The 18,328-nt window shown below is 64.6% G+C and carries 17 protein-coding genes; 4 read left to right on the forward strand and 13 right to left on the reverse strand.

What is annotated here, in order from left to right; all coding sequences use genetic code 11:
- Positions 1-33 precede the first annotated feature (33 nt).
- From HK353_RS12595 to HK353_RS12615, 5 genes are all read right to left on the reverse strand, one after another.
- Positions 34-1,407, reverse strand: a complete 1,374-nt coding sequence (locus HK353_RS12595; RefSeq protein WP_173156599.1) for an NAD(P)/FAD-dependent oxidoreductase — start codon at positions 1,405-1,407, stop codon at positions 34-36.
- 91 nt (positions 1,408-1,498) lie between these two features.
- Positions 1,499-2,743, reverse strand: a complete 1,245-nt coding sequence (locus tag HK353_RS12600; protein ID WP_342589916.1) for a S8 family peptidase — start codon at positions 2,741-2,743, stop codon at positions 1,499-1,501.
- Entirely contained in the window at positions 2,740-3,687 is a 948-nt protein-coding gene (locus HK353_RS12605; RefSeq protein WP_173156601.1) for a Ppx/GppA phosphatase family protein, read from the reverse strand. The genes HK353_RS12600 and HK353_RS12605 overlap by 4 nt, the downstream gene beginning before the upstream one ends.
- A gap of 8 nt (positions 3,688-3,695) precedes the next feature.
- The gene (locus HK353_RS12610) at positions 3,696-4,223 is read right to left on the reverse strand and encodes a DUF501 domain-containing protein (protein ID WP_173156603.1); all 528 of its coding nucleotides are present in this window, start codon (positions 4,221-4,223) and stop codon (positions 3,696-3,698) included.
- On the reverse strand, positions 4,223-4,717 hold the full coding sequence (locus HK353_RS12615) for an FtsB family cell division protein (protein WP_173156605.1): 495 nt from the start codon (positions 4,715-4,717) through the stop codon (positions 4,223-4,225). The genes HK353_RS12610 and HK353_RS12615 overlap by 1 nt, the downstream gene beginning before the upstream one ends.
- Positions 4,718-5,218: 501 nt before the next feature.
- Between HK353_RS12615 and HK353_RS12620 the strand changes: the two genes are divergently transcribed.
- Both HK353_RS12620 and HK353_RS17140 read left to right on the forward strand, forming a co-directional pair.
- A complete protein-coding gene (locus tag HK353_RS12620; RefSeq protein WP_245395987.1) occupies positions 5,219-5,941 on the forward strand; it encodes a hypothetical protein in 723 nt (240 codons plus the stop codon).
- Between the two features lie 21 nt (positions 5,942-5,962).
- On the forward strand, positions 5,963-6,268 hold the full coding sequence (locus tag HK353_RS17140) for a DUF559 domain-containing protein (protein WP_245395988.1): 306 nt from the start codon (positions 5,963-5,965) through the stop codon (positions 6,266-6,268).
- A gap of 306 nt (positions 6,269-6,574) precedes the next feature.
- Here the strand turns inward: HK353_RS17140 and eno are convergent, their stop codons facing one another.
- The 5 genes from eno to mfd form a co-directional block, all read right to left on the reverse strand.
- Complete coding sequence (gene eno / locus HK353_RS12625) at positions 6,575-7,855, reverse strand: phosphopyruvate hydratase (RefSeq protein ID WP_173156607.1); 1,281 nt, start codon at positions 7,853-7,855, stop codon at positions 6,575-6,577.
- A gap of 82 nt (positions 7,856-7,937) precedes the next feature.
- Entirely contained in the window at positions 7,938-8,762 is an 825-nt protein-coding gene (locus tag HK353_RS12630; protein WP_173156609.1) for a tyrosine-protein phosphatase, read from the reverse strand.
- The gene (locus tag HK353_RS12635; RefSeq protein WP_342589917.1) at positions 8,759-9,259 is read right to left on the reverse strand and encodes a MazG nucleotide pyrophosphohydrolase domain-containing protein; all 501 of its coding nucleotides are present in this window, start codon (positions 9,257-9,259) and stop codon (positions 8,759-8,761) included. The genes HK353_RS12630 and HK353_RS12635 overlap by 4 nt, the downstream gene beginning before the upstream one ends.
- Before the next feature lie 63 nt (positions 9,260-9,322).
- Complete coding sequence (locus HK353_RS12640; RefSeq protein WP_173156610.1) at positions 9,323-9,517, reverse strand: CsbD family protein; 195 nt, start codon at positions 9,515-9,517, stop codon at positions 9,323-9,325.
- A gap of 120 nt (positions 9,518-9,637) precedes the next feature.
- The gene (mfd, locus tag HK353_RS12645) at positions 9,638-13,240 is read right to left on the reverse strand and encodes a transcription-repair coupling factor (RefSeq protein ID WP_173156612.1); all 3,603 of its coding nucleotides are present in this window, start codon (positions 13,238-13,240) and stop codon (positions 9,638-9,640) included.
- 98 nt (positions 13,241-13,338) lie between these two features.
- On the opposite strand from mfd, the gene HK353_RS12650 reads away from it, so the two are divergent.
- Entirely contained in the window at positions 13,339-14,817 is a 1,479-nt protein-coding gene (locus HK353_RS12650) for an arylsulfotransferase family protein (RefSeq protein WP_173156614.1), read from the forward strand.
- Between the two features lie 122 nt (positions 14,818-14,939).
- Positions 14,940-15,656, forward strand: a complete 717-nt coding sequence (locus tag HK353_RS12655; RefSeq protein ID WP_173156616.1) for a rhomboid family intramembrane serine protease — start codon at positions 14,940-14,942, stop codon at positions 15,654-15,656.
- A gap of 43 nt (positions 15,657-15,699) precedes the next feature.
- Here the strand turns inward: HK353_RS12655 and pth are convergent, their stop codons facing one another.
- The 3 genes from pth to HK353_RS12670 form a co-directional block, all read right to left on the reverse strand.
- Positions 15,700-16,299 carry an aminoacyl-tRNA hydrolase gene (pth, locus tag HK353_RS12660; RefSeq protein WP_173156618.1) on the reverse strand — a complete coding sequence of 200 codons (600 nt, stop codon included), beginning with the start codon at positions 16,297-16,299 and terminating at the stop codon, positions 15,700-15,702.
- Between the two features lie 188 nt (positions 16,300-16,487).
- Positions 16,488-17,132 carry a 50S ribosomal protein L25/general stress protein Ctc gene (locus HK353_RS12665; RefSeq protein WP_173156620.1) on the reverse strand — a complete coding sequence of 215 codons (645 nt, stop codon included), beginning with the start codon at positions 17,130-17,132 and terminating at the stop codon, positions 16,488-16,490.
- 148 nt (positions 17,133-17,280) lie between these two features.
- Positions 17,281-18,297 (reverse strand): alpha/beta fold hydrolase, encoded by a 1,017-nt coding sequence (locus HK353_RS12670; RefSeq protein ID WP_173156622.1) that lies wholly within the window; start codon positions 18,295-18,297, stop codon positions 17,281-17,283.
- Positions 18,298-18,328: the final 31 nt, after the last annotated feature.

An 18,328-nucleotide genomic window follows, 5' to 3' on the forward strand; every position in this document is an offset into this window, starting at 1 on the left:
GGCAGGTGACCAGATGGCACCGGCCGCCTCGAATCAGGCCTTGGCAGGTTCCTTCTTCGGAGCCGGCTTCGAGTTGGCGGCCTCGACGAAGTTCTTGCGCGGAACATCGAGGTCTGCCAGCGGCGTAACGTCGCGGCCGAGGACGGCGCTGACGAACCAGTTGCCGAAGACCCGAACCTTGCGGTCCATGGTCGGGATGGCGTAGCCGTGGTAGGCGCGGTGCATGAGCCAGGCGAGGATTCCGCGGGCTTCGAAATCGCCCATCTGTGAGACGCCCTTGTACACGCCCAGACCGGCGACCGTACCGATGGTCTTGTGGAAGTACTGCTTGAACTCGGTCTCTCCCCGCAGTGCGGCGAGCACGTTGGCAGCCAGCACGGGGGCCTGTCGCACGGCGTGCTGAGCGTTGGGCACGCAGAAGCCTGCCACTCCGCCGCCGGACAGGTCGGGAACCGCGGCGTTGTCGCCTGCCGCCCAAGCACCCTCGACGACACCGTCATCGCCCTCGACCCGCAGGTCGGCGCGTACGGTGACATTGCCGCGTTCGTTGATCGGCAGGTCGGAGTCGATGAGCACCGGGTTGGCCTTGACACCGGCGGACCACACGATCGTGTCGGCGTCGAACTCTTCACCGTTCGAGAGCTTGATGTGCTTGTCGGTGCAGTCCTGGAGGAAGGTCTCGAGGTAGACGTCGATTCCGCGTTCGCGCATGTGCTCGACGACCCAACGGGCCTGAGCTTCGCCGACCTCGGGCATGACGCGGCCGAGGGCCTCGACGAGGACGAAGCGGACATCGGCTTCGGTCAGCGTCTCGTACTGGGCGATGGCCGAACGGACCATGTCCTCGAGTTCGGTCAGCAGCTCGATGCCGGCGAATCCGCCGCCGACGAAGACGAAGGTCAGGGCCTTGCGACGCTCTTCGTCGTCTTCCATCAGAGCGGCGTCGGCCAGGCGGGAGAGGAGGTGGTCGCGCAGGGCGACAGCTTCTTCGATGCGCTTGAGCGCGATCGCGTTCTCCTTCAGGCCCGGGATCGGCAGTGCACGGGCGACCGAACCGGAGGCGAGGATGATGTGGTCGTAGTCGAGTTCGAACGCTTCATCGTTCTCGGGTTCGATGGTGGCGAACTTCTCGGCGTGGTTGATCGAGGTGACCTTCGCGGTGATGACCTCGGCACCCGGCAGGTTGCGGCGCAGCGGCACCACAGCGTGACGAGGCTCGATCGACCCGGCTGCCACCTCGGGGAGGAACGGCAGGTAGGTCATGTACGGGTTGGGATCGACCACGGTGACGGTGGCTTCGCCCCGACCGAGGTTCTTCAACAGATTCTGAGCGGCGAGCAGGCCGACCGAGCCGCCACCGACGACGAGGATTCGTGGACGCAGTTTTGAGTTTCTGATGAGTGCCATAATCCTATGCTAGACCCTTGTGAAAACTTTCACTAATTGTTTGTCCCACGGACTCGAACGCCCCAGTTCAGAGCAGTTTCTGCACCTGGCCTCAGTGGCGACGGCGGGCGAAGGAGACGATCGAGATGATCATGAGGACCACGGCGATCAGGGCTCCGGCACCGAGGACGGCGAAGCCGAATCTCGGCGTCGACTGCGTGGCGACGATGTCGGTCGGCGCGAGAGCCTTCGGGCTCTCGGTCTCGTCCGGTGCGGCGGTTTCGGTCTTTTCTGACTTCGCATCCCCACGACGATGCATCTTCACCCAATCCGCCAGCTCATCCTCGGCGGAGGAGACGTTCTTGGGCGCTTTCGCCTTGATGGCGCTCTGCGGGTCGACGCGCCCCCAGCCGACGATCGGGTCGGGCTTGCCCTTCTTGCTCACGCCCTTGTGACCGTCCACCGGTTTGGCACTCGACTGCAGTATGGCTCGAACCTCGTCGGCGCTGAGGTCGGGATTCTCAGAGCGGATGAGCGCTGCCACACCGGACACGACGGGTGAGGCGAACGAGCATCCCTGACCTTCGGCGTAGCCGCCGCTGTAGTACGGAATGGGAATGTCCTTGGCCGGACCCATGAGGTCGACGGCGGTGCCGGGGGCGGTGGAGTCCTCGAGGACCTTCCCGTTCTGGTCGAGTCCGCCCACCCCGATGACGCCGGGAACCGTCGACGGCGACCATGCCTGGGTCGCTCCCTGCGAGGCGTTGCCGACGCAGGCGACGACGAGCACGTCCTTCTTGTACGCGTAGGCGAAGGATTCGTCCCAGCTCTCCGGCCAGCCCGGATCGTCCCAGCCCAAAGACATGTTGATGACCTTCGCGCCGGAGTCGACAGCCCACCGGATGGCCTCATCGGCCTGTTCGCGAGTCGATCCGGATTCCTTGGGGCGGTCGGGGCCCAGCCACATCGATGCCGACAGGATCTCTGCGTCCGGGGCGACGCCGGTCGGCCCGGCACCGACTCCTCGGCCGGCGATGACTCCGGCGACGGCGGTGCCGTGGTGGATCGTGGTCTTCCCGCCGAGCGGGGTCTTGCCGTCCTTGCCCAGCCCGCTGAAGTCCTTGGACTTCTTCACGACGCCTTTGAGGTCTTCGTGGTCGGAGTTGACGCCGGAGTCGATCACTGCGACCTTGACGCCCTTGCCCGTGGACTTCTTCCAGACCTTGTCGATTCCGTAGTCTTTGATGAACCACTGGCCGGGTCCGGCCTTCGGCGCGGCCATGACGGGTTGAGTGGTACCGACGACGAGTCCGAGGACGACGGTCGTGACGGCGAGGAGACGGGCGGCGGCTCTCACGAGCTCGTCAGCGCGAGGTCGAGCGCGGTCCCGTCGAGGATGTCGGTTTCGGAGATACGAATGTCCAATGACCCTCCGGCGGCTGTCACTGCCTGGTCGAAGCGGGCGACGATCCTGGCGAAGAGCAGCGATCCCGCGCCGATGACATCGACGCGTCCGGGATGCATATACGGCAGCTCCGTGCGTGCCTGGCGGTCCATGGCCAAGAGCTTGCGGGATTCTTCTGCCACATCCGCGACGCTGATGTGCGCGCCGTGGATGCGCTCTCGCTGGTAGCTCTCGAGTCCGAGGATGCCCGCGGTGATCGTGGTGACGGTGCCGGCGACTCCGATAAAGGTGCGCGGGGCGGAGAAGTCGACGATCTGCGCGGCCTGGTCCAGCTGGGCGTCGATGTCGGCAAGCGCTGCCTGGATCTGATCCTCGGAGCGAGTCTCGACTGGCATATGGCGCTCGGTCAGACGCACCGAGCCGATGTCCATGCTCACCGCCGCTTGAACATCCTCGTGGCCGAGGACGAGCTCGGTCGATCCGCCGCCGAGGTCCATGACGACATACGGTCCGTCAGCATCTGTCAGGCCGGCAGTGGCGCCGAGGAAGGACAGGCGGGCTTCTTCCTCGCCGGCGATGACGTCGGGGACGACGCCGAGGATCGAGAAGATCCCGGCGAAGAACTCATCACGGTTCTTCACGTCGCGGCTGGCGGAGGTCGCGACGAATCTCAGCTTCTCCGGCTGGTACTCGGCGGCCACCTCGGCGAATTCCTTCGCCACGGCGAAGGTGCGCTCAAGCGCTTCGGGAGCGAACTCGCCGGTGGCGTCGACACCTTGGCCGAGGCGGACGATCCGGGTTTCGCGGCGCAGGTCAGTGAGGGTGCCGTCGGCGGCGACATCGGCGATGAGCAGGCGCAGGGAGTTCGTCCCACAGTCGAAGGCAGCAACACGCATGGCAGGTCCTAGTCGATCGGTTCGGTGGTGGCAGCGGCGCCGGCGAGGGGCGGCACATCGGTCATGAACGACAGTGCACGGTCGCCGATGGGATTGATGCCGAGTCCGGCGGACAGCGAGTGGCCGACGAGGGCGTGGAGGCATTTGACCCGGTTGGGCATTCCGCCGGCGGAGTAGTCCTTGATCTCTTCGACCTCTGCCAGGCCGGCAGCGGAGCCGATCTCTGAGCGGACGTCGAGGTAGGCCCGGTGCGCGGCGGCGTAGGCGGCCGCGAGTTCCTCGTCTTCACCGATTTCGGCGGTCCATTCGGCCATGATTCCCGAGGCTTCCAGGCGGGAGCATTCGGCCACATAGGCAGGGTGGGTGAGGTAGAAGGTCGTCGGGAACGGTGTGCCGTCCTCGAGGCGCGGGGCCGTGGCGACGACGAGGGGATCACCGGAAGTGCTGCGGGCGGCGATGCCGACAACGCCTCGGGGAATGCGTCCGAGTTGGTCTTGGAGGACAGCGAAATCCGCCTCGGTGCACTCTGTGATCATCAGCTCTTCTCCACGGTGTTGCCTGTCTCCTGAATGGACTCCAGCAACTCAAGGTACCAGGCCTGCTTGCGAACCGGCCGCTCGGACTCGGATTCCTCGTCCACGGCCTCCTGATTCGTGACGATGACCGCGTTCTTGCCCTTCTCCACGTAGTACTGGTCCTCGCGTGCCTTGCGCTTGATGTAATCGGGGTCCCTGAGGTTCTCGTTCTTCTCTTCGAGGCTCTTGACCTCGGCTTTCGTCGTCTCGATCTCGTTATTCAATGCCGCGATCTGCTGGGCTTGCTTGAGCGCGGAGTTCAGGGGCGAGAGGAATGCGAGGAGGACGGCTGCGACGACGAGGAGGAAGATGCCCGTGCGCACCGACATGCGGCGGCCACGCGCCTCGGCGTCCATGTCGGCATCGGCTTCGATGACCGGTTTCGGGCGTCGACGAGGGGTGGCTTTGCCAGGAGCCGATTTCGGGGCACTTCGTCTGGGCTTGCTCGGGACCATGCTTCTTTCCTCTGCGACTGGGGATCAGGGAAGAGTGTCGCAACATCTCCAAGTGTGCCGTGTCCGCATTCCCCGCGCGAGGATTTCGGGCTCGTGGCGTGTTCGATTCTCACGTATCTTCCATCACGTCTCACGTCCCGCCCGCTCTTCCCCTGCCAGCAACTCCCACCTCAGCCCGTGCCCGCCCCAGGAGCCATCTCGGCCTCGCCGCCTGCAGACATCTCTCGCCGCTGCCGCTTCCCCCTCCCTGCAGTCCCAGCCCCTACACTCACGACGGTGCCCCTCACCCTCGGCGGCAAACCGCCTCGCTCCTGCGGTGCGTCATGCGCCTCCGGGTGACGGATGCCCGCAGATTGCCACCGGCGATCACCTGAACTGCGACCAGTCATCTCGCGAGAGCTCCGCCCGATCAACGCCCCATCCACAGAGTTATCCACAGAAGTGCAATCGTGTGTTGTCATTTGAAGTGGTTTATTGCATTTTAGATGCATGTATAAACTATTGAGCACTGATGACATCCTTCGGCTCGGATTCAACCATGTCGACATCATGCGCGCCCGCAGATGTTGCCTGCGTCGGCTGTCCCGGGGCACATACCTGGTCCGACGCGTCTGCGAACTGGACTTCCATCGCCCGCTGTGGGCGAGCATCGACCAGCAGATCCACCAAGTATTCGTCGACCACGGTGACATCCGCGACGAAGTCAATACTCTCAACGCTTCTTTTGCCGCCCATTTCAGCCAACGTGCCGATCAGAGAACTGATGAGTCCAAGACCAATCCACCGGAGGAGATCTACTCCCACATCTCCGCTGCGCTCATTCACGGCCGGCCTGTCGCCTACCCTGTCACTCATCAGATCGAGGTTGTCAGGCCCGGTGTCAACCGCCGGTTCAAAACCATCCACGTCCGCGGCAGTCAGATTCCGAAAGCACATCGCGCCGCAATCGCAGGCGCCGAGGTGACCACGCTCGAACGCACACTCATCGACGTCGCCCGCAGCTACAACCTCGACGTCTCCGTGCCGATGATCGATGATGCGCTGCACCGCAAGCTGACAACCAGAGAAAGGATCCTCACGACGCTCGACCGATGCCTGGAGAAGCGCAACTCCGCGAAAGTGCGATTGGCCATCGATCTGTCTGATTCTCGTCGCGAATCCCCCGCCGAGGCGGTCGCTGCGGTGCGATTCTACGAACACGGGATCACGGGGCTGGAACCTTAAGTCACATTTCACGCCGAATCATTGAGGCGCGATATCCGCGTCGACTTCTGTCACCGCCGGGCTCGTCTCATCATCGAGATCGACGGCATCGGCAAGCTCTATCTCGGTTCAGGTGTCCCCCGCCACGAGCTCGAACAGGAACGCCGCCGCGAGCAGTGGCTTCGCGACCAAGGTCGGCAGGTGATTCGGATCAGTTGGAAGGAGCTGTTCGAGGAGGCGAAATTCTATGACATCCTCCGCGCCACCTGCCGTCCGATTGGCAGAGTTTCATCCCGCGCCGTTGCCGGCAACTCCTACAGGTGCTCGGCCGCCCCTCACCCGCAGTGACTCGTCAGAGTGGTGCACCGGTGCAAATTGCGAGGAACGGGAGACTCAGCCGCCAATGGGCGGATACGAGCCCACCGGTGACGGATGGTGGCGCGGAGAGCCGGGCCCTGCAGCGGAGAATCGTCGCGATGAGGAGACTGCGCAGTGAGAAGTGCAGCCCCGAATGGACGAAGCCCCGAAGGCGGGAAGACTCGAAGCGAAAACCCCCGGATGAGGGAACAGCCGAAGCTGGAAACACCGAGGCGGGACCGGGCGATCGTTGTGATCGTCCGGCCCCGCCTCGGGAAGATCGGAGCCCTGCTCGCCTCAAGCTTCGAAGCGCGGGAAGGCGCTGCGGCCCGCGTAGCGTGCGGCATCTCCGAGCTGCTCTTCGATGCGCAGCAGCTGGTTGTACTTCGCGACCCGCTCCGATCGTGCCGGGGCGCCGGCCTTGATCTGACCGGCGTTGGTCGCCACGGCCAGGTCGGCGATGGTCGTGTCCTCGGTTTCGCCGGAACGGTGCGAGATCATCGTGGTGTAGCCGTTCGTCTGTGCCAGCGACACAGCGTCGAGGGTCTCGGTCAGGGTGCCGATCTGGTTGACCTTGACCAACAGCGAGTTCGCCGTGGCGTTGTCGATTCCGCGCTGCAGGCGCTCGGGGTTGGTCACGAACAGGTCGTCGCCGACGATCTGCACCTTCGAACCGATCGTCTCGGTCAGAGTCGCCCAACCGTCCCAGTCGTTCTCATCGAGGGGGTCCTCGATCGACACGAGCGGGTACTTCGCCAGCAGCTCTTCGTAATAGGCGGCCATCTCCTCGGCGGTCTTCTTGCTGCCTTCGAACTCGTAGGCACCGTCGGTGTAGAACTCCGAGGACGCCACGTCGAGGGCGACGGCGATATCGCGTCCGGGACGGTGCCCGGCGATGTCGATGGCCTCGATGATGAGATCGAGCGCCGCGGCGTTCGAGTCGAGGTTCGGAGCGAATCCGCCCTCATCGCCGAGTCCGGTCGAGAGTCCGCGTTCCTCGAGCACTCCCTTGAGCGCGTGGTAGACCTCGACGCTCCACTGGAGTGCTTCGTGGAAGCTGGCGGCGCCGATCGGGGCGATCATGAATTCCTGGATGTCGACGTTCGAGTCGGCATGGGATCCGCCGTTGAGGATGTTCATCATCGGCACGGGCATGACGTGCGCATTCGGTCCGCCGAGGTAGCGGTAGAGGGGCAGATCGGCCGAGACCGCTGCCGCGCGGGCCACGGCCAGCGAGGTGCCGAGCATCGCATTCGCGCCGATGCGGGACTTGTTGTCGGTGCCGTCGAGTTCGATGAGCGCCTGGTCGACGAGACGCTGATCGTCGCTTTCGAGTCCGACGATGACTTCGTGGATTTCGTCGACGACAGCGTCGACAGCCTGGGTGACGCCCTTGCCCAGGTAGCGCTCGGGATCTCCGTCGCGCAGCTCCACGGCCTCGAACTCTCCGGTGGAGGCACCGGAGGGAACGCCGGCGCGACCGACGGACTCATCGGCCAACAGCACTTCCACCTCGACGGTGGGATTTCCCCGGGAATCCAGGATTTCACGGGCGTTTGCGGCAACGATCTCGGCCACTGAGTACTCCTTAGCGTTTGGTTTCACATGGGGAACATGTGCCTGGAGGACAGCTTAATGCACCGCGAGGCCAGGCTCACGCTCAGTCCGAGGAGGACTCGAGCAGGCATTCGCGCAGTCGCCCGGGCGTCGCCGGGTCCATCCCGTGCGCGAGCAGGTAGGCTTCGACTCCCCCCGGCTGTCCCCCGTCCTTTGCCGAGGCGGTCCCGTGCTCGGCCTCGATCCGGTCGAGGACCTCGTGCATAAGTTCGGGAGGAGCAGCGGTGGCGGTCTGGGCGAGGTTGCCGGAGATCCCGGCATCGGAGAAGTGCCTGGTGATCGCCTCGAGGAAACCCACGGACAGGTGGGTGGAGGTGATCGCATATTCGTCGACGATCTCCTGCCGTCCCACACCGAGGAGGTCGAGCAGAAATGCTCCGATCACACCGGTGCGATCCTTCCCGGCAGAGCAGTGGAACACCACACCATCAGCGCAGTGTTCGGCGATCAGGTCGACGGCGGCAGCCAGCCGGTGACCGAAGTGCGTGATCATGAGATCGTAGATGCGGCCGAGGCTCCGGTCGCTGAGATCCATCCCTGTCGCCTCGGCGGCGGCCTTCATCTCTTCCCTGCTCAACGGTCGGCTGGGGAAGAAGTGGTCGTCGAAGACTGGCAGCTCGATATGTCGGATGTCGAGGCCGTCGAGCGCATCGGGCAGCTTCGCCCTCTCGCCGATATCGCGCAGATCGATGACGGTGCCGATGCCGAGTTCGCCGATATCGGCGCGCGCCCGATCGCTCAGCTGCGCCAGACCGTCGGCGCGGAACACCTTCCCGGATCGCACTCGGCTCTCCCCCACCTCGGTGGCGGGTCCGCCGAGGTCACGGAAGTTGAACGTGCCTTCGATCTCGAGCCTCTCCAGACTCATCGAGTTCTGTCCTCTCCCGCCACTGCGGCCTTCTCTTCGGCTTTGATCCGGCGGTATTCGCGTTCGACGTCTTCCAACGATGCCATCTCGTCCGTGGGATCGTCGGTGAACGCCAGGGGGTGACGACGGATGAGTTTGGCCTCGAGACCATCGATGATGGTGCCGAGGCTGTGGCCGTAGGCTTCCCCGCTGCTTTCATCGAGCAGGGCGGAGTGGAAGAGCACTTGGTAGAACACGTCGCCGAGTTCTTCGACGACGGCGGCCCGATTCTCAGCGGTGGGTTCCGCGTTGAAATCCTCGAGGGCGACGATGAGTTCGTCGGTCTCTTCCCGTGCGTACTTCTCGAGGCTCTGATGATCCTGTCGGCTCGACCAGGGGCAGCGTCGCCGCAGAGTCGCCATGGCTTCGATCACCGGTTGCAGTTCCGGTTCGGCCTGGCCCACTCCCGGTCCGACCGCACTCTGGTCGACCGGGCTCTGCTCGTCACGTTCACCCACGAAATATCCTCCTGTCGGCACGAAAGGCCCCCACCACAGCAGCGGTGAGGGCCGATTCGTCTGTCACTTCGAGAATTTGTCCTTGACCGATGCGCCGAGGTCTTTGACCGACTCGCCGACATCCTTGGCCTTGGCCTTGAGCTGGTCGGTGGCCCCTTCGGCCTTGAGCTCGTCGTCACCGGTCACATCGCCGATGGTCTCCTTGGCCCGACCGCCGAGGTCTTCGGTCTTGTTCTCGAACTTGTCGTCAACACCCATGGTGATTCTCCTTCGCAGACGGCTGAGTGAAATGCACTTGCTGCGGATGCCTCCGCGCTTCGCACTCTACGCCACAGTCTCGGCTCGTGGGCCGGTCGGCGAAGAACAGTCGGAGAGTTCTCAACCGTTCTTCGCGACATCGGCGTCCTTGACCTCGGTGGCTTCGGACGAGACAACAGGCAGGATGGCGTCGAGGAACTGATGTGCCCACCGCAGGATGTCCGAATCGGTCATCTCCTTGGAGTCGAATCCGGTGCCCGCCATCGGTTTCGGGACGAGGACCGAGCGCAGTGCCGGTTTGAGCAGAGACTTCGGATACAGACGCTTGAGCCTGACCACCTGGGAGTCGGAGAGTTCGACGGGTCCGAAGCGGATGAAGTTGCCCTGCATGACGATGTCGTTGACCTCGGAGGCGCGGGCGCGGATGCGCAGCCTGGCGACATCGGCGAGAACACCGACGGGTTCCGGATAAGGGCCGTATCGGTCGGTGAGTTCGTCGAGGACTTCCTGCAGCTGTGCTTCGTCGGTCGCCGCGGCCAGCTTTCGGTAGGCCTCGAGACGCAGTCGTTCGTGGTCGACGTAGTCAGCCGGCAGGTGGGCATCGACGGGCAGTTCGATGCGCATGTCAGCCTCGGGTTCGGTCTCCTCGCCGCGGAACTTCGCCACGGCTTCACCGACGAGTCGGACGTAGAGGTCGAAGCCGACGCCTTCGATATGGCCGGACTGCTGCCCGCCGAGCAGATTGCCGGCCCCGCGGATCTCGAGGTCTTTCATCGCCACCTGCATTCCGGCACCCAGTTCGGTGTGCGCGGCCAGGGTCGTCAGACGGTCGTGTGCGGTCTCGGTCAGCTGAGTGTCCGGCGGGTAGAGGAAGTAGGCGTAGGCGCGTTCGCGTCCACGTCCCACGCGTCCGCGCAGCTGATGCAGCTGGGAGAGCCCGTATTTGTCGGCGTTGTCGATGATCAGCGTGTTCGCATTGGCGATGTCGATTCCTGTTTCGACGATCGTCGTGCACACGAGCACGTCGTACTTCTTCTCCCAGAAGTCGACGATGACCTGTTCGAGTCGGGTCTCGTTCATCTTGCCGTGGGCGATGGCGATTCGCGCCTCGGGCACCATTTCGGCGATGTGTCCGGCGACGGCTTCGATATCGCGGACCCTGTTGTGGATGTAGAAGACCTGGCCTTCGCGCATGAGCTCGCGTCGGATCGCGGCCTTGATCTGCTTGTCTTCGCGTTTGCCGACATAGGTCAGCACCGGGTGCCGCTCTTCCGGAGGTGTGGCCAGGGTCGACATCTCACGGATGCCGGTCACCGCCATCTCCAGGGTGCGCGGGATCGGGGTCGCCGACATGGCGAGAACGTCGACATTCGTCCGCAGCGCCTTGAGCGTCTCCTTGTGTTCGACGCCGAAGCGCTGTTCCTCGTCGATGATGACGAGTCCGAGTTCTTTGAACCGCACCTCGCCGCTGAGCAGTCGGTGGGTGCCGATGACGAGGTCGAGCTTGCCGGCGGCCAGATCCTCCTTGACCTTCTCCGATTCCTGCTTGGTCTGGAACCGGGAGAGGGCGCCGATGGTGACGGGGAATCCCGAGTAGCGTTCGGCGAAGGTCTCATAGTGCTGTTGGACGAGCAGAGTGGTCGGCACCAGCACGGCGACCTGTTTGCCGTCCTGGATCGCCTTGAATGCGGCACGGACCGCGATCTCCGTCTTCCCGTAGCCCACATCGCCGCAGATCAGACGGTCCATCGGCACGGTCTTCTCCATGTCCGACTTGACCTCGTCGATGGTAGTCAGCTGATCGGCGGTCTCGACATAGTGGAAGGCGTCTTCGAGTTCGCGCTGCCAGGGGGTGTCCGGGCCGTAGGCGTGGCCGACGGTGGCCTGGCGGGCCGAATACAGTCGGATGAGTTCCCCGGCGATCTCCTTGACGGCCTTGCGGGCCTTCGCCTTCGTCGTCTGCCAGTCGGCGCCGCCCATCTTGTTGAGGTTCGGGCTCTCCCCGCCGACATAGCGAGTGACCTGATCGAGAGCATCGCTGGGAACGTAGAGGCGGTCACCGGGCTGTCCGCGTTTGGCAGGCGCGTATTCGATGATGAGGTATTCGCGAGTGTGCTTGTTCGCACCTCGCCCCGTGGTCCGCTGCGTCATTTCGACGAATCGTCCGACGCCGTGCTGGTCGTGGACGACGTAGTCGCCGGGGGCCAGGTTGAGCGGGTCGACCTGGTTGCGTCGACGGCGGGTGGGCAGCTTGCGCATATCCCGCGTCGAGGTGGCCGCCGCCCGACCGAGCACATCCGCCTCGGTGAGCACGGCGAGTTTGAGATCGTCGAAGACGAAGCCGTCGAAGGACGCGGCCGTCGTCACGGTCACCAGGGCTTCGGGCAGATCGGTCGGGTCGTCGACGAACGAGGCTGGAACTCCGGCTTCGGAGAACACCTCGACCATGCGTCTACCCGGGCCCTGGCCTTCGGTGAGCACGAGGATGCGCCACTTGTCGTGGATGAGTCCCTTGACGTCGGCGAGGATCGCCTCGACGTCTCCGGCATAGCCCTTCGGAATGCGGGCAGGGACGGAGAAGATGTTCTCCTCGGGACCGGCGAGCTCCTCGTCGGTGGCGAATCCGCCGATCTCCCACCAGGCCAGGCCGATGAGGCGAGCGCCTTCGGCCATCTCGGCCACGGTGCGGAAGCTGGCGGCAGACAGGTCGATCGGGGTCTCTCCCCCGCCGGCTGCTCCGGTCCAGGCGGCCTCGAGGAATTCGTTCGTCGTCTCCACAAGGTCCGCGGCGCGGGCGTCGACGCGTTCGGGTTCGGTGATGATGATCTTCGATCCGGCCGGCAGCAGAGCGATCATCGGCTCCATTCCGTCGGCGAGGACGGCGGAAAGCGATTCCATCCCTTCGACGGCGACTCCGCCGGCGATCTTGTCGAGCATATCGGCGGCGCTGGGCACCTCCTCGGCGAGTTCTGCGGCCCGCTTCCGCACCGAATCGGTCAGGAGCAGCTCCCGGCACGGCGGTGCCGACAGGCGCAGGGGTTCGTCACCGTCGTCGGCGGGGATGGAGCGTTGGTCGCTGACGGAGAATTCGCGGATCTCGTCGACCTCATCTCCGAAGAACTCCACACGCAGCGCTCGCTCCGAGGTGGCCGGGAAGATATCGACGATTCCGCCGCGCACGGCGAATTCGCCGCGTCTGGAGACCATGTCGACTCGGGAGTATGCGAGTTCGGTGAGTCGTTCGGCGAGGTCATCGATCTCGTATTCGTCGCCGACGGCGAGCTCGACCGGTTCGATGTCGCCGAGCCCTTTGGCCAGGGGTTGGAGGAAGGCGCGCACGGGCGCGATGATGAAGGTCAGCTCCCGGCCGGGAGTGGGGTGGGCGAGGCGGCGCAGGACCTCGAGGCGCTGGCCGACGGTGTCCGACCGCGGCGACAGCTTCTCGTGCGGCAGAGTCTCCCAACTGGGGAAGATCGCGATCGACGCCGACGGCACCCAGTCGGCCAGCGCCTGAGCGAGGTCTTCGGCCTCACGTGTCGTGGCGGTGACGATGAGCTGCGGCGCCGAGGCGGCACCATCGGTGGTGACGGTGCGGCGCAGGATCGACGGCCACAGTCCCTTGATCGCATCGATCGTGCCACCGTCGGTGTTCGCGTCGTTGAACGCCGCGACGAGTTCGGTGATGGTGGGATTCCGGCGGGTGAGATCGAGTCCGTTGAGCACCCGAACAGTCTAGTCCACGCGGCTGACACGACCCATTCGGTGCTCCGTTCCGATGGGCCCGCGGAGCGCGGGACTCGAAAACGTGTGAGGATGAGCATATGGCCATGAAGAGAACCGTCCTTGCAGGTTTGGCTGCGGCGACGCTCCTGCTCGCAGGGTGCACGGCCGATGCCGATGACGACATCGCAGTCGCCGAACGGTGGGACTTCCACTCCCGCCCCGAACTCGCGCCGCCGAAGGTCGATATCGACACCGGGGCCTTCCCCGACGACAACGGAGATCTGGAGACCTTCCTCGCTCCGAAGGGACAGACGCAGACCGACGACAAGTCCTGGGTGGGCGGCCTCATCCTCGACTCTGCCGGTGACCCGGTGTGGATTCGCGACGACTCCGAAGCTCTGTGGGACCTGCGCGTCCAGGAATATCAGGGGAAGCCGGTGCTCACCTGGTGGGAGGGACTGGCCGAGACTCCGCACACCGCCGGTGAGGTCGTCATCCTCGACGACTCGTATCAGGAGATCGCCCGTGTGGGCATGGGCGGAGAGCTCCCCAAGGACACCTCAGACCTGCACGAAACAACGATCACCGCCGATGACACCATGTTCCTCATCTCCTATGTGAAGACGCAGACTGATCTCAGCTCAGTCGGCGGAGACAAGGACGGCTGGGCCTGGGAGGGCGTCGTCCAGGAGGTCGACATCGCAACCGGTGATCCCCTGTTCGAATGGCGCTCCCTCGACGCCGTGCCCATCGACCAGACCGAGACGGAACTCAAGGAGGGTGAGGGCACGAAGGACGAACCCTTCGACTACATCCACCTCAACTCCGTGTCCGAGGACGATGACGGCCGGGCTCTCCTCGTCTCGGCGCGCAATACCCATGCGGTGTACCAGCTCGACCGGAAGAGCGCCGACCTCAATTGGGTCCTCGGCGGCAAGGCCTCGGACTTCGAGATGGGCAAGGGTGCACAGTTCGCCTGGCAGCACGATGCCCAGCGTCGCTCCGATGGGACGCTGACCCTGTTCGACAATCACGCCGCGCCTCGGCTCGGTGACACCCGCGGTCTGCGCCTCGACCTCGATGAGAAGAAGAAGCGCGCCGAGGTGGTCACGGAGTATCCCGCCCCCGACGACCGTTCGTCGGGCAGTCAGGGCAACTTCCAGGAACTGCCCAACGGCAACGTCGTCCTCGGCTGGGGTTCGGAGCCCTACGTCTCCGAGTTCTCCAAGGACGGGAAGCTGCTCGCCGACCTCACCTTCACCGGCGGATCGAACTACCGGGCCTACCGCTTCGACTGGCATGCCCAGCCGACTGCTCCCCCGACCGCCACGAAGTCGCAGCCGCAGGCCGACATCACTCGGGTGCACATGAGCTGGAACGGTGCCACTGAGGTGGCTTCATGGAGGGTGCTCAGCGGTGACGACGAGGAGCACCTCGTCGAGAACACCGAGGTCGAGCGCACCGGTTTCGAGACGGCGGCGGACATCACCCCGAACGGTTCGACGATCATCGTCGAAGCTCTCGACGCCGACGGCAAGTCCCTCGGGTCGACAAGAGCGGAGCCTCAGAACAGATAGTTTCGGGAGTTGGACCGGTCGTGAATATTTCGAGGCGATAACGGGCCTAACGGAACGATCACGATTACCCGGAAGGCCCGGATGTTCGGGGTTCTCCAATCTTCATCACCCACAATTGGAACATGACCGACCACTCCCCCCGTTTCTCCGCCGAGGAATCCCGACTCCTCTTCGGCCCTGACTCCACCGACTCCGGATCTCCCCGCTCCGGCCGTTCCGCGAATCCCCCGGTTGCGCACCTGAACACCACCGTCGACCGGCCGCATCTGCTCTCCCGGTTCGCTCCGGTGCTGATCGTCCTGGCCGTCATGTGGGTCATCGAGATCGTCGATGCGATCCTCCCCGTCGACCTCGATGCCTTCAGTCTGCAGTCATGGAATCCGCTCTCGCTCTACGGCCTGGTCACCTCGCCGCTGCTGCATTCGGGATTCGGCCATCTCCTGGCCAATACCTTCCCGTTCCTCGTCCTCGGCATCGTCATCGCCTTCGAAGGCAAGCGTCGTTTCTGGACGGTCACGGGCATCACCGCGCTGAGCTCCGGGCTCGGGGCGTGGCTGACCACGCTGCCCGGCCAGCACATCGTCGGTGCGTCCGGCATCGTCTTCGGATTCTTCGGCTACCTCGCGCTGCGCACCTGGTTCACCGATGACCTGCTGCGCAAGATCATCTACTTCACCATCGGCCTGTTCATCTTCGTCACGTACGGCGCATCGCTGATCTTCGGCATGCTGCCGCAGACGAACGACATCTCCTGGCAGGGCCACCTGTTCGGATTCGCCGGCGGCATCTTCGCCGCATGGTGGCTGCACCGTCGCCCGGAGAAGCAGAAGACGGCCTGAGCCCCGGGCAGCGCCCGCTGCTTGGTCAGCACCCGGGGTGCGATCAGCGCGAGTGGAACTTCTGCTGCATATCGGTGAGCCCGTTGACGATGAGCTCTTCGACGGCATCGGCGAGGTCGGAGACGAACATCGGCAGGATCGTGCGCTCGTCCTTCGAGAACGGGCGCAGCACATAGTCGGCGGTATTCTGTCTCCCCGGAGGGCGTCCGACTCCCGCTCGCACCCGCAGATAGTCCTTCGTCCCGAGCACCGAGGTCATCGAACGCAGACCGTTGTGTCCGCCCTCTCCCCCGCCGAGCTTGGCTTTGATGGCATCGAAGGGGATGTCCACATCGTCATGGACGGCGATGATCCGGTCGGTGGCGATTCCGTAGAAGTCGGCCAGCGCGCGCACCGGTCCGCCGGATTCGTTCATATAACCCGTCGAGGTGGCCAACACCACCCGCGGACCGGGCAGCCCCGGGACGCTGCCGCCAGACAGCCGCCCGGTGCCGACGTTCGCGCGCAGCTTCGTCCGCGTCAGCGTGGTTCCGATCCGGGAGGCGAGTTCGGCGATGACCATCTGTCCGATGTTGTGCCGTGTCGTTTCGTACTTGGGTCCGGGATTGCCCAGTCCGAAGACCAACCATGCTTCGTTCGACATTGCCGTCCTTGTCCGTCCTGTCCGTGCCCGCTGACCGGGTGTTGCTGCTTCTGCTCGCCGCAGGGCGAGACGCGTGCCGGGTTCGCTCTTGAGAAACGCATTCGGTGGGCCGCCCAACAGGCGACCCACCGAACAGCGTAGTCAGTCAGTGCTCCTCACGGCACCTTGAGTGCGGTGAGGAGAGAAGATCACTCCTCTTCGGAAGCCTCTTCTGCACCGGACTCCTCAGCAGTCTCTTCCTCGGTCGACTCTTCAGCAGTGTCTTCCTCGGCGTCGGACTCGGTGTCCATCTCGATCTCTTCGGAGACGTTGACGATGAGCTGCTCTTCGTCGGCGATGAGCTCGACGCCTGCAGGCAGTTCGACCTGACCGGCCAGGACGTGCTCGCCGGCGGGACGGCCTTCGATGGAGACCTCGATGAGCTCGGGCAGCTTGGTCGCATCAGCCTTGACGGCGATGGTCGACTCTTCCTGCGAGACCATGGTGCCGGGAGCTGCTTCTCCGACGACGTTGATCGGCACATCGACCTCGATCTTCTCGCCGCGCTTGACGATGATGAGGTCGAGGTGCTCGATATCACGACGGACGGGCTCGATCTGGACGTCGCGCGCAATGGCGAGGACGTTCTTCGATCCGTCGGTGCTTTCGATCTCGAGCAGCGCGTTGGCGTGCTTGAGAGCCAGCATGGTGGCGTGGCCCTCGAGGGACACATGCACGGGGTCTCCGCCGTGGCCGTAGATCACGGCGGGAATGCGTCCCGAGCGGCGGATGCGGCGCGCTGCGCCCTTGCCGAACTCGTTGCGAGCTTCGGCCAGAAGTTTGAAGTCAGCCATTTTCTCTCCTTCGTGGTGAACTTACCTTCAAGCACCACGGCGAAACAGCCTGAGCACCCACGCGAACCTCGAACTCGGTGGGTTCGTTTCGTGGGGCAGGACCGCGTCGATCACGGAGACGTCAGTCTCCCTCGCCGAGGCAACCCGACTATTCTACGGCACCGTCCGTTTCGGCACCAATCCGGGAGGTCACGGCTGCAGCGCACGCATCGATTCCGGTTTCGGTGAGGAGGATGTCGTAGTGGTTCGTCCCCTGTACATCGACGATGTCCATCTGCGGCCATTGCCGAGCGAAGTCGTTGGTCGTCTCCGGCGGGTACAGGCCCGGTTCGGCGGCGACGAGGTCGCGTTCGGCGAAGAGGAAGACCACGTCGGACTGGGAGTCGTCACTGCCCATGATCGTCTCCAGGGCATCACGGTAGGCGGAACCGGTGTACATGTCGGCCGAATCGGCCTGCATCGCCTCCACCGACGTGGACGGTTGGAAAGAATGGTCGTCCTTGGCCGCCAGATCGTAGACGAAGCTCTCGGTCGCCACGGTGTCGAGGCCGTCGACGAAAGCGGGGTGAGCGGCGAAGAACGCCAAGTACTCCTCCACACTTCCGAAGGTCATCGACAGCCGCTCGGCGGCCGGGCCGAGGACAGCGGCGATGAGATCATCGGTGTCGAGGTCCTCATCGTTGAGGTCATCGACGGGGCCGTCTCCGTGGGGCTGCCCCACGGGCAGGGGAAGTCCCCCGTCGATGAGCACGGGTCCGCGGAAACGGCGGGCCGCCTCGGCGCCGGTGTCCCCGTTCTGCTCAGCCGACATTGCGGCCAGGGTCATGGCGACGAACCCGCCCATGGAATGACCGACCAGGGTGACCGGCCCCTCCGGGGCGAAGGCATCGAGCACGGCGGTGACATCCTCGGCGTGGGCGGCCATCCCGAACGGGCCGGGCAGGGTGCGTGAGTCGGCTCGTCCGCGCAGGTCGGGCCCGATGATGCGGACGCCGGGCAGGGCGGAGACGAGGCCCGCGAAGAACAGATGGTTGGAGGTGATGCCGTGGATGACGCACACGGTGGGCACCCGCCCCGGGCCGCTCGCGACCGGCTCCCACACTCCCACGGACAGCTGCCCGCCGGGGACGTCCACGCGGTACCGGTTGTAATCGTGTGAGGACATCGTCCCTGATCCCTTCGCCGAAGTCTTGCCT

Origin of the sequence: Brevibacterium permense, from assembly GCF_013280495.1 — a bacterium.
Taxonomy (GTDB): domain Bacteria; phylum Actinomycetota; class Actinomycetes; order Actinomycetales; family Brevibacteriaceae; genus Brevibacterium; species Brevibacterium permense.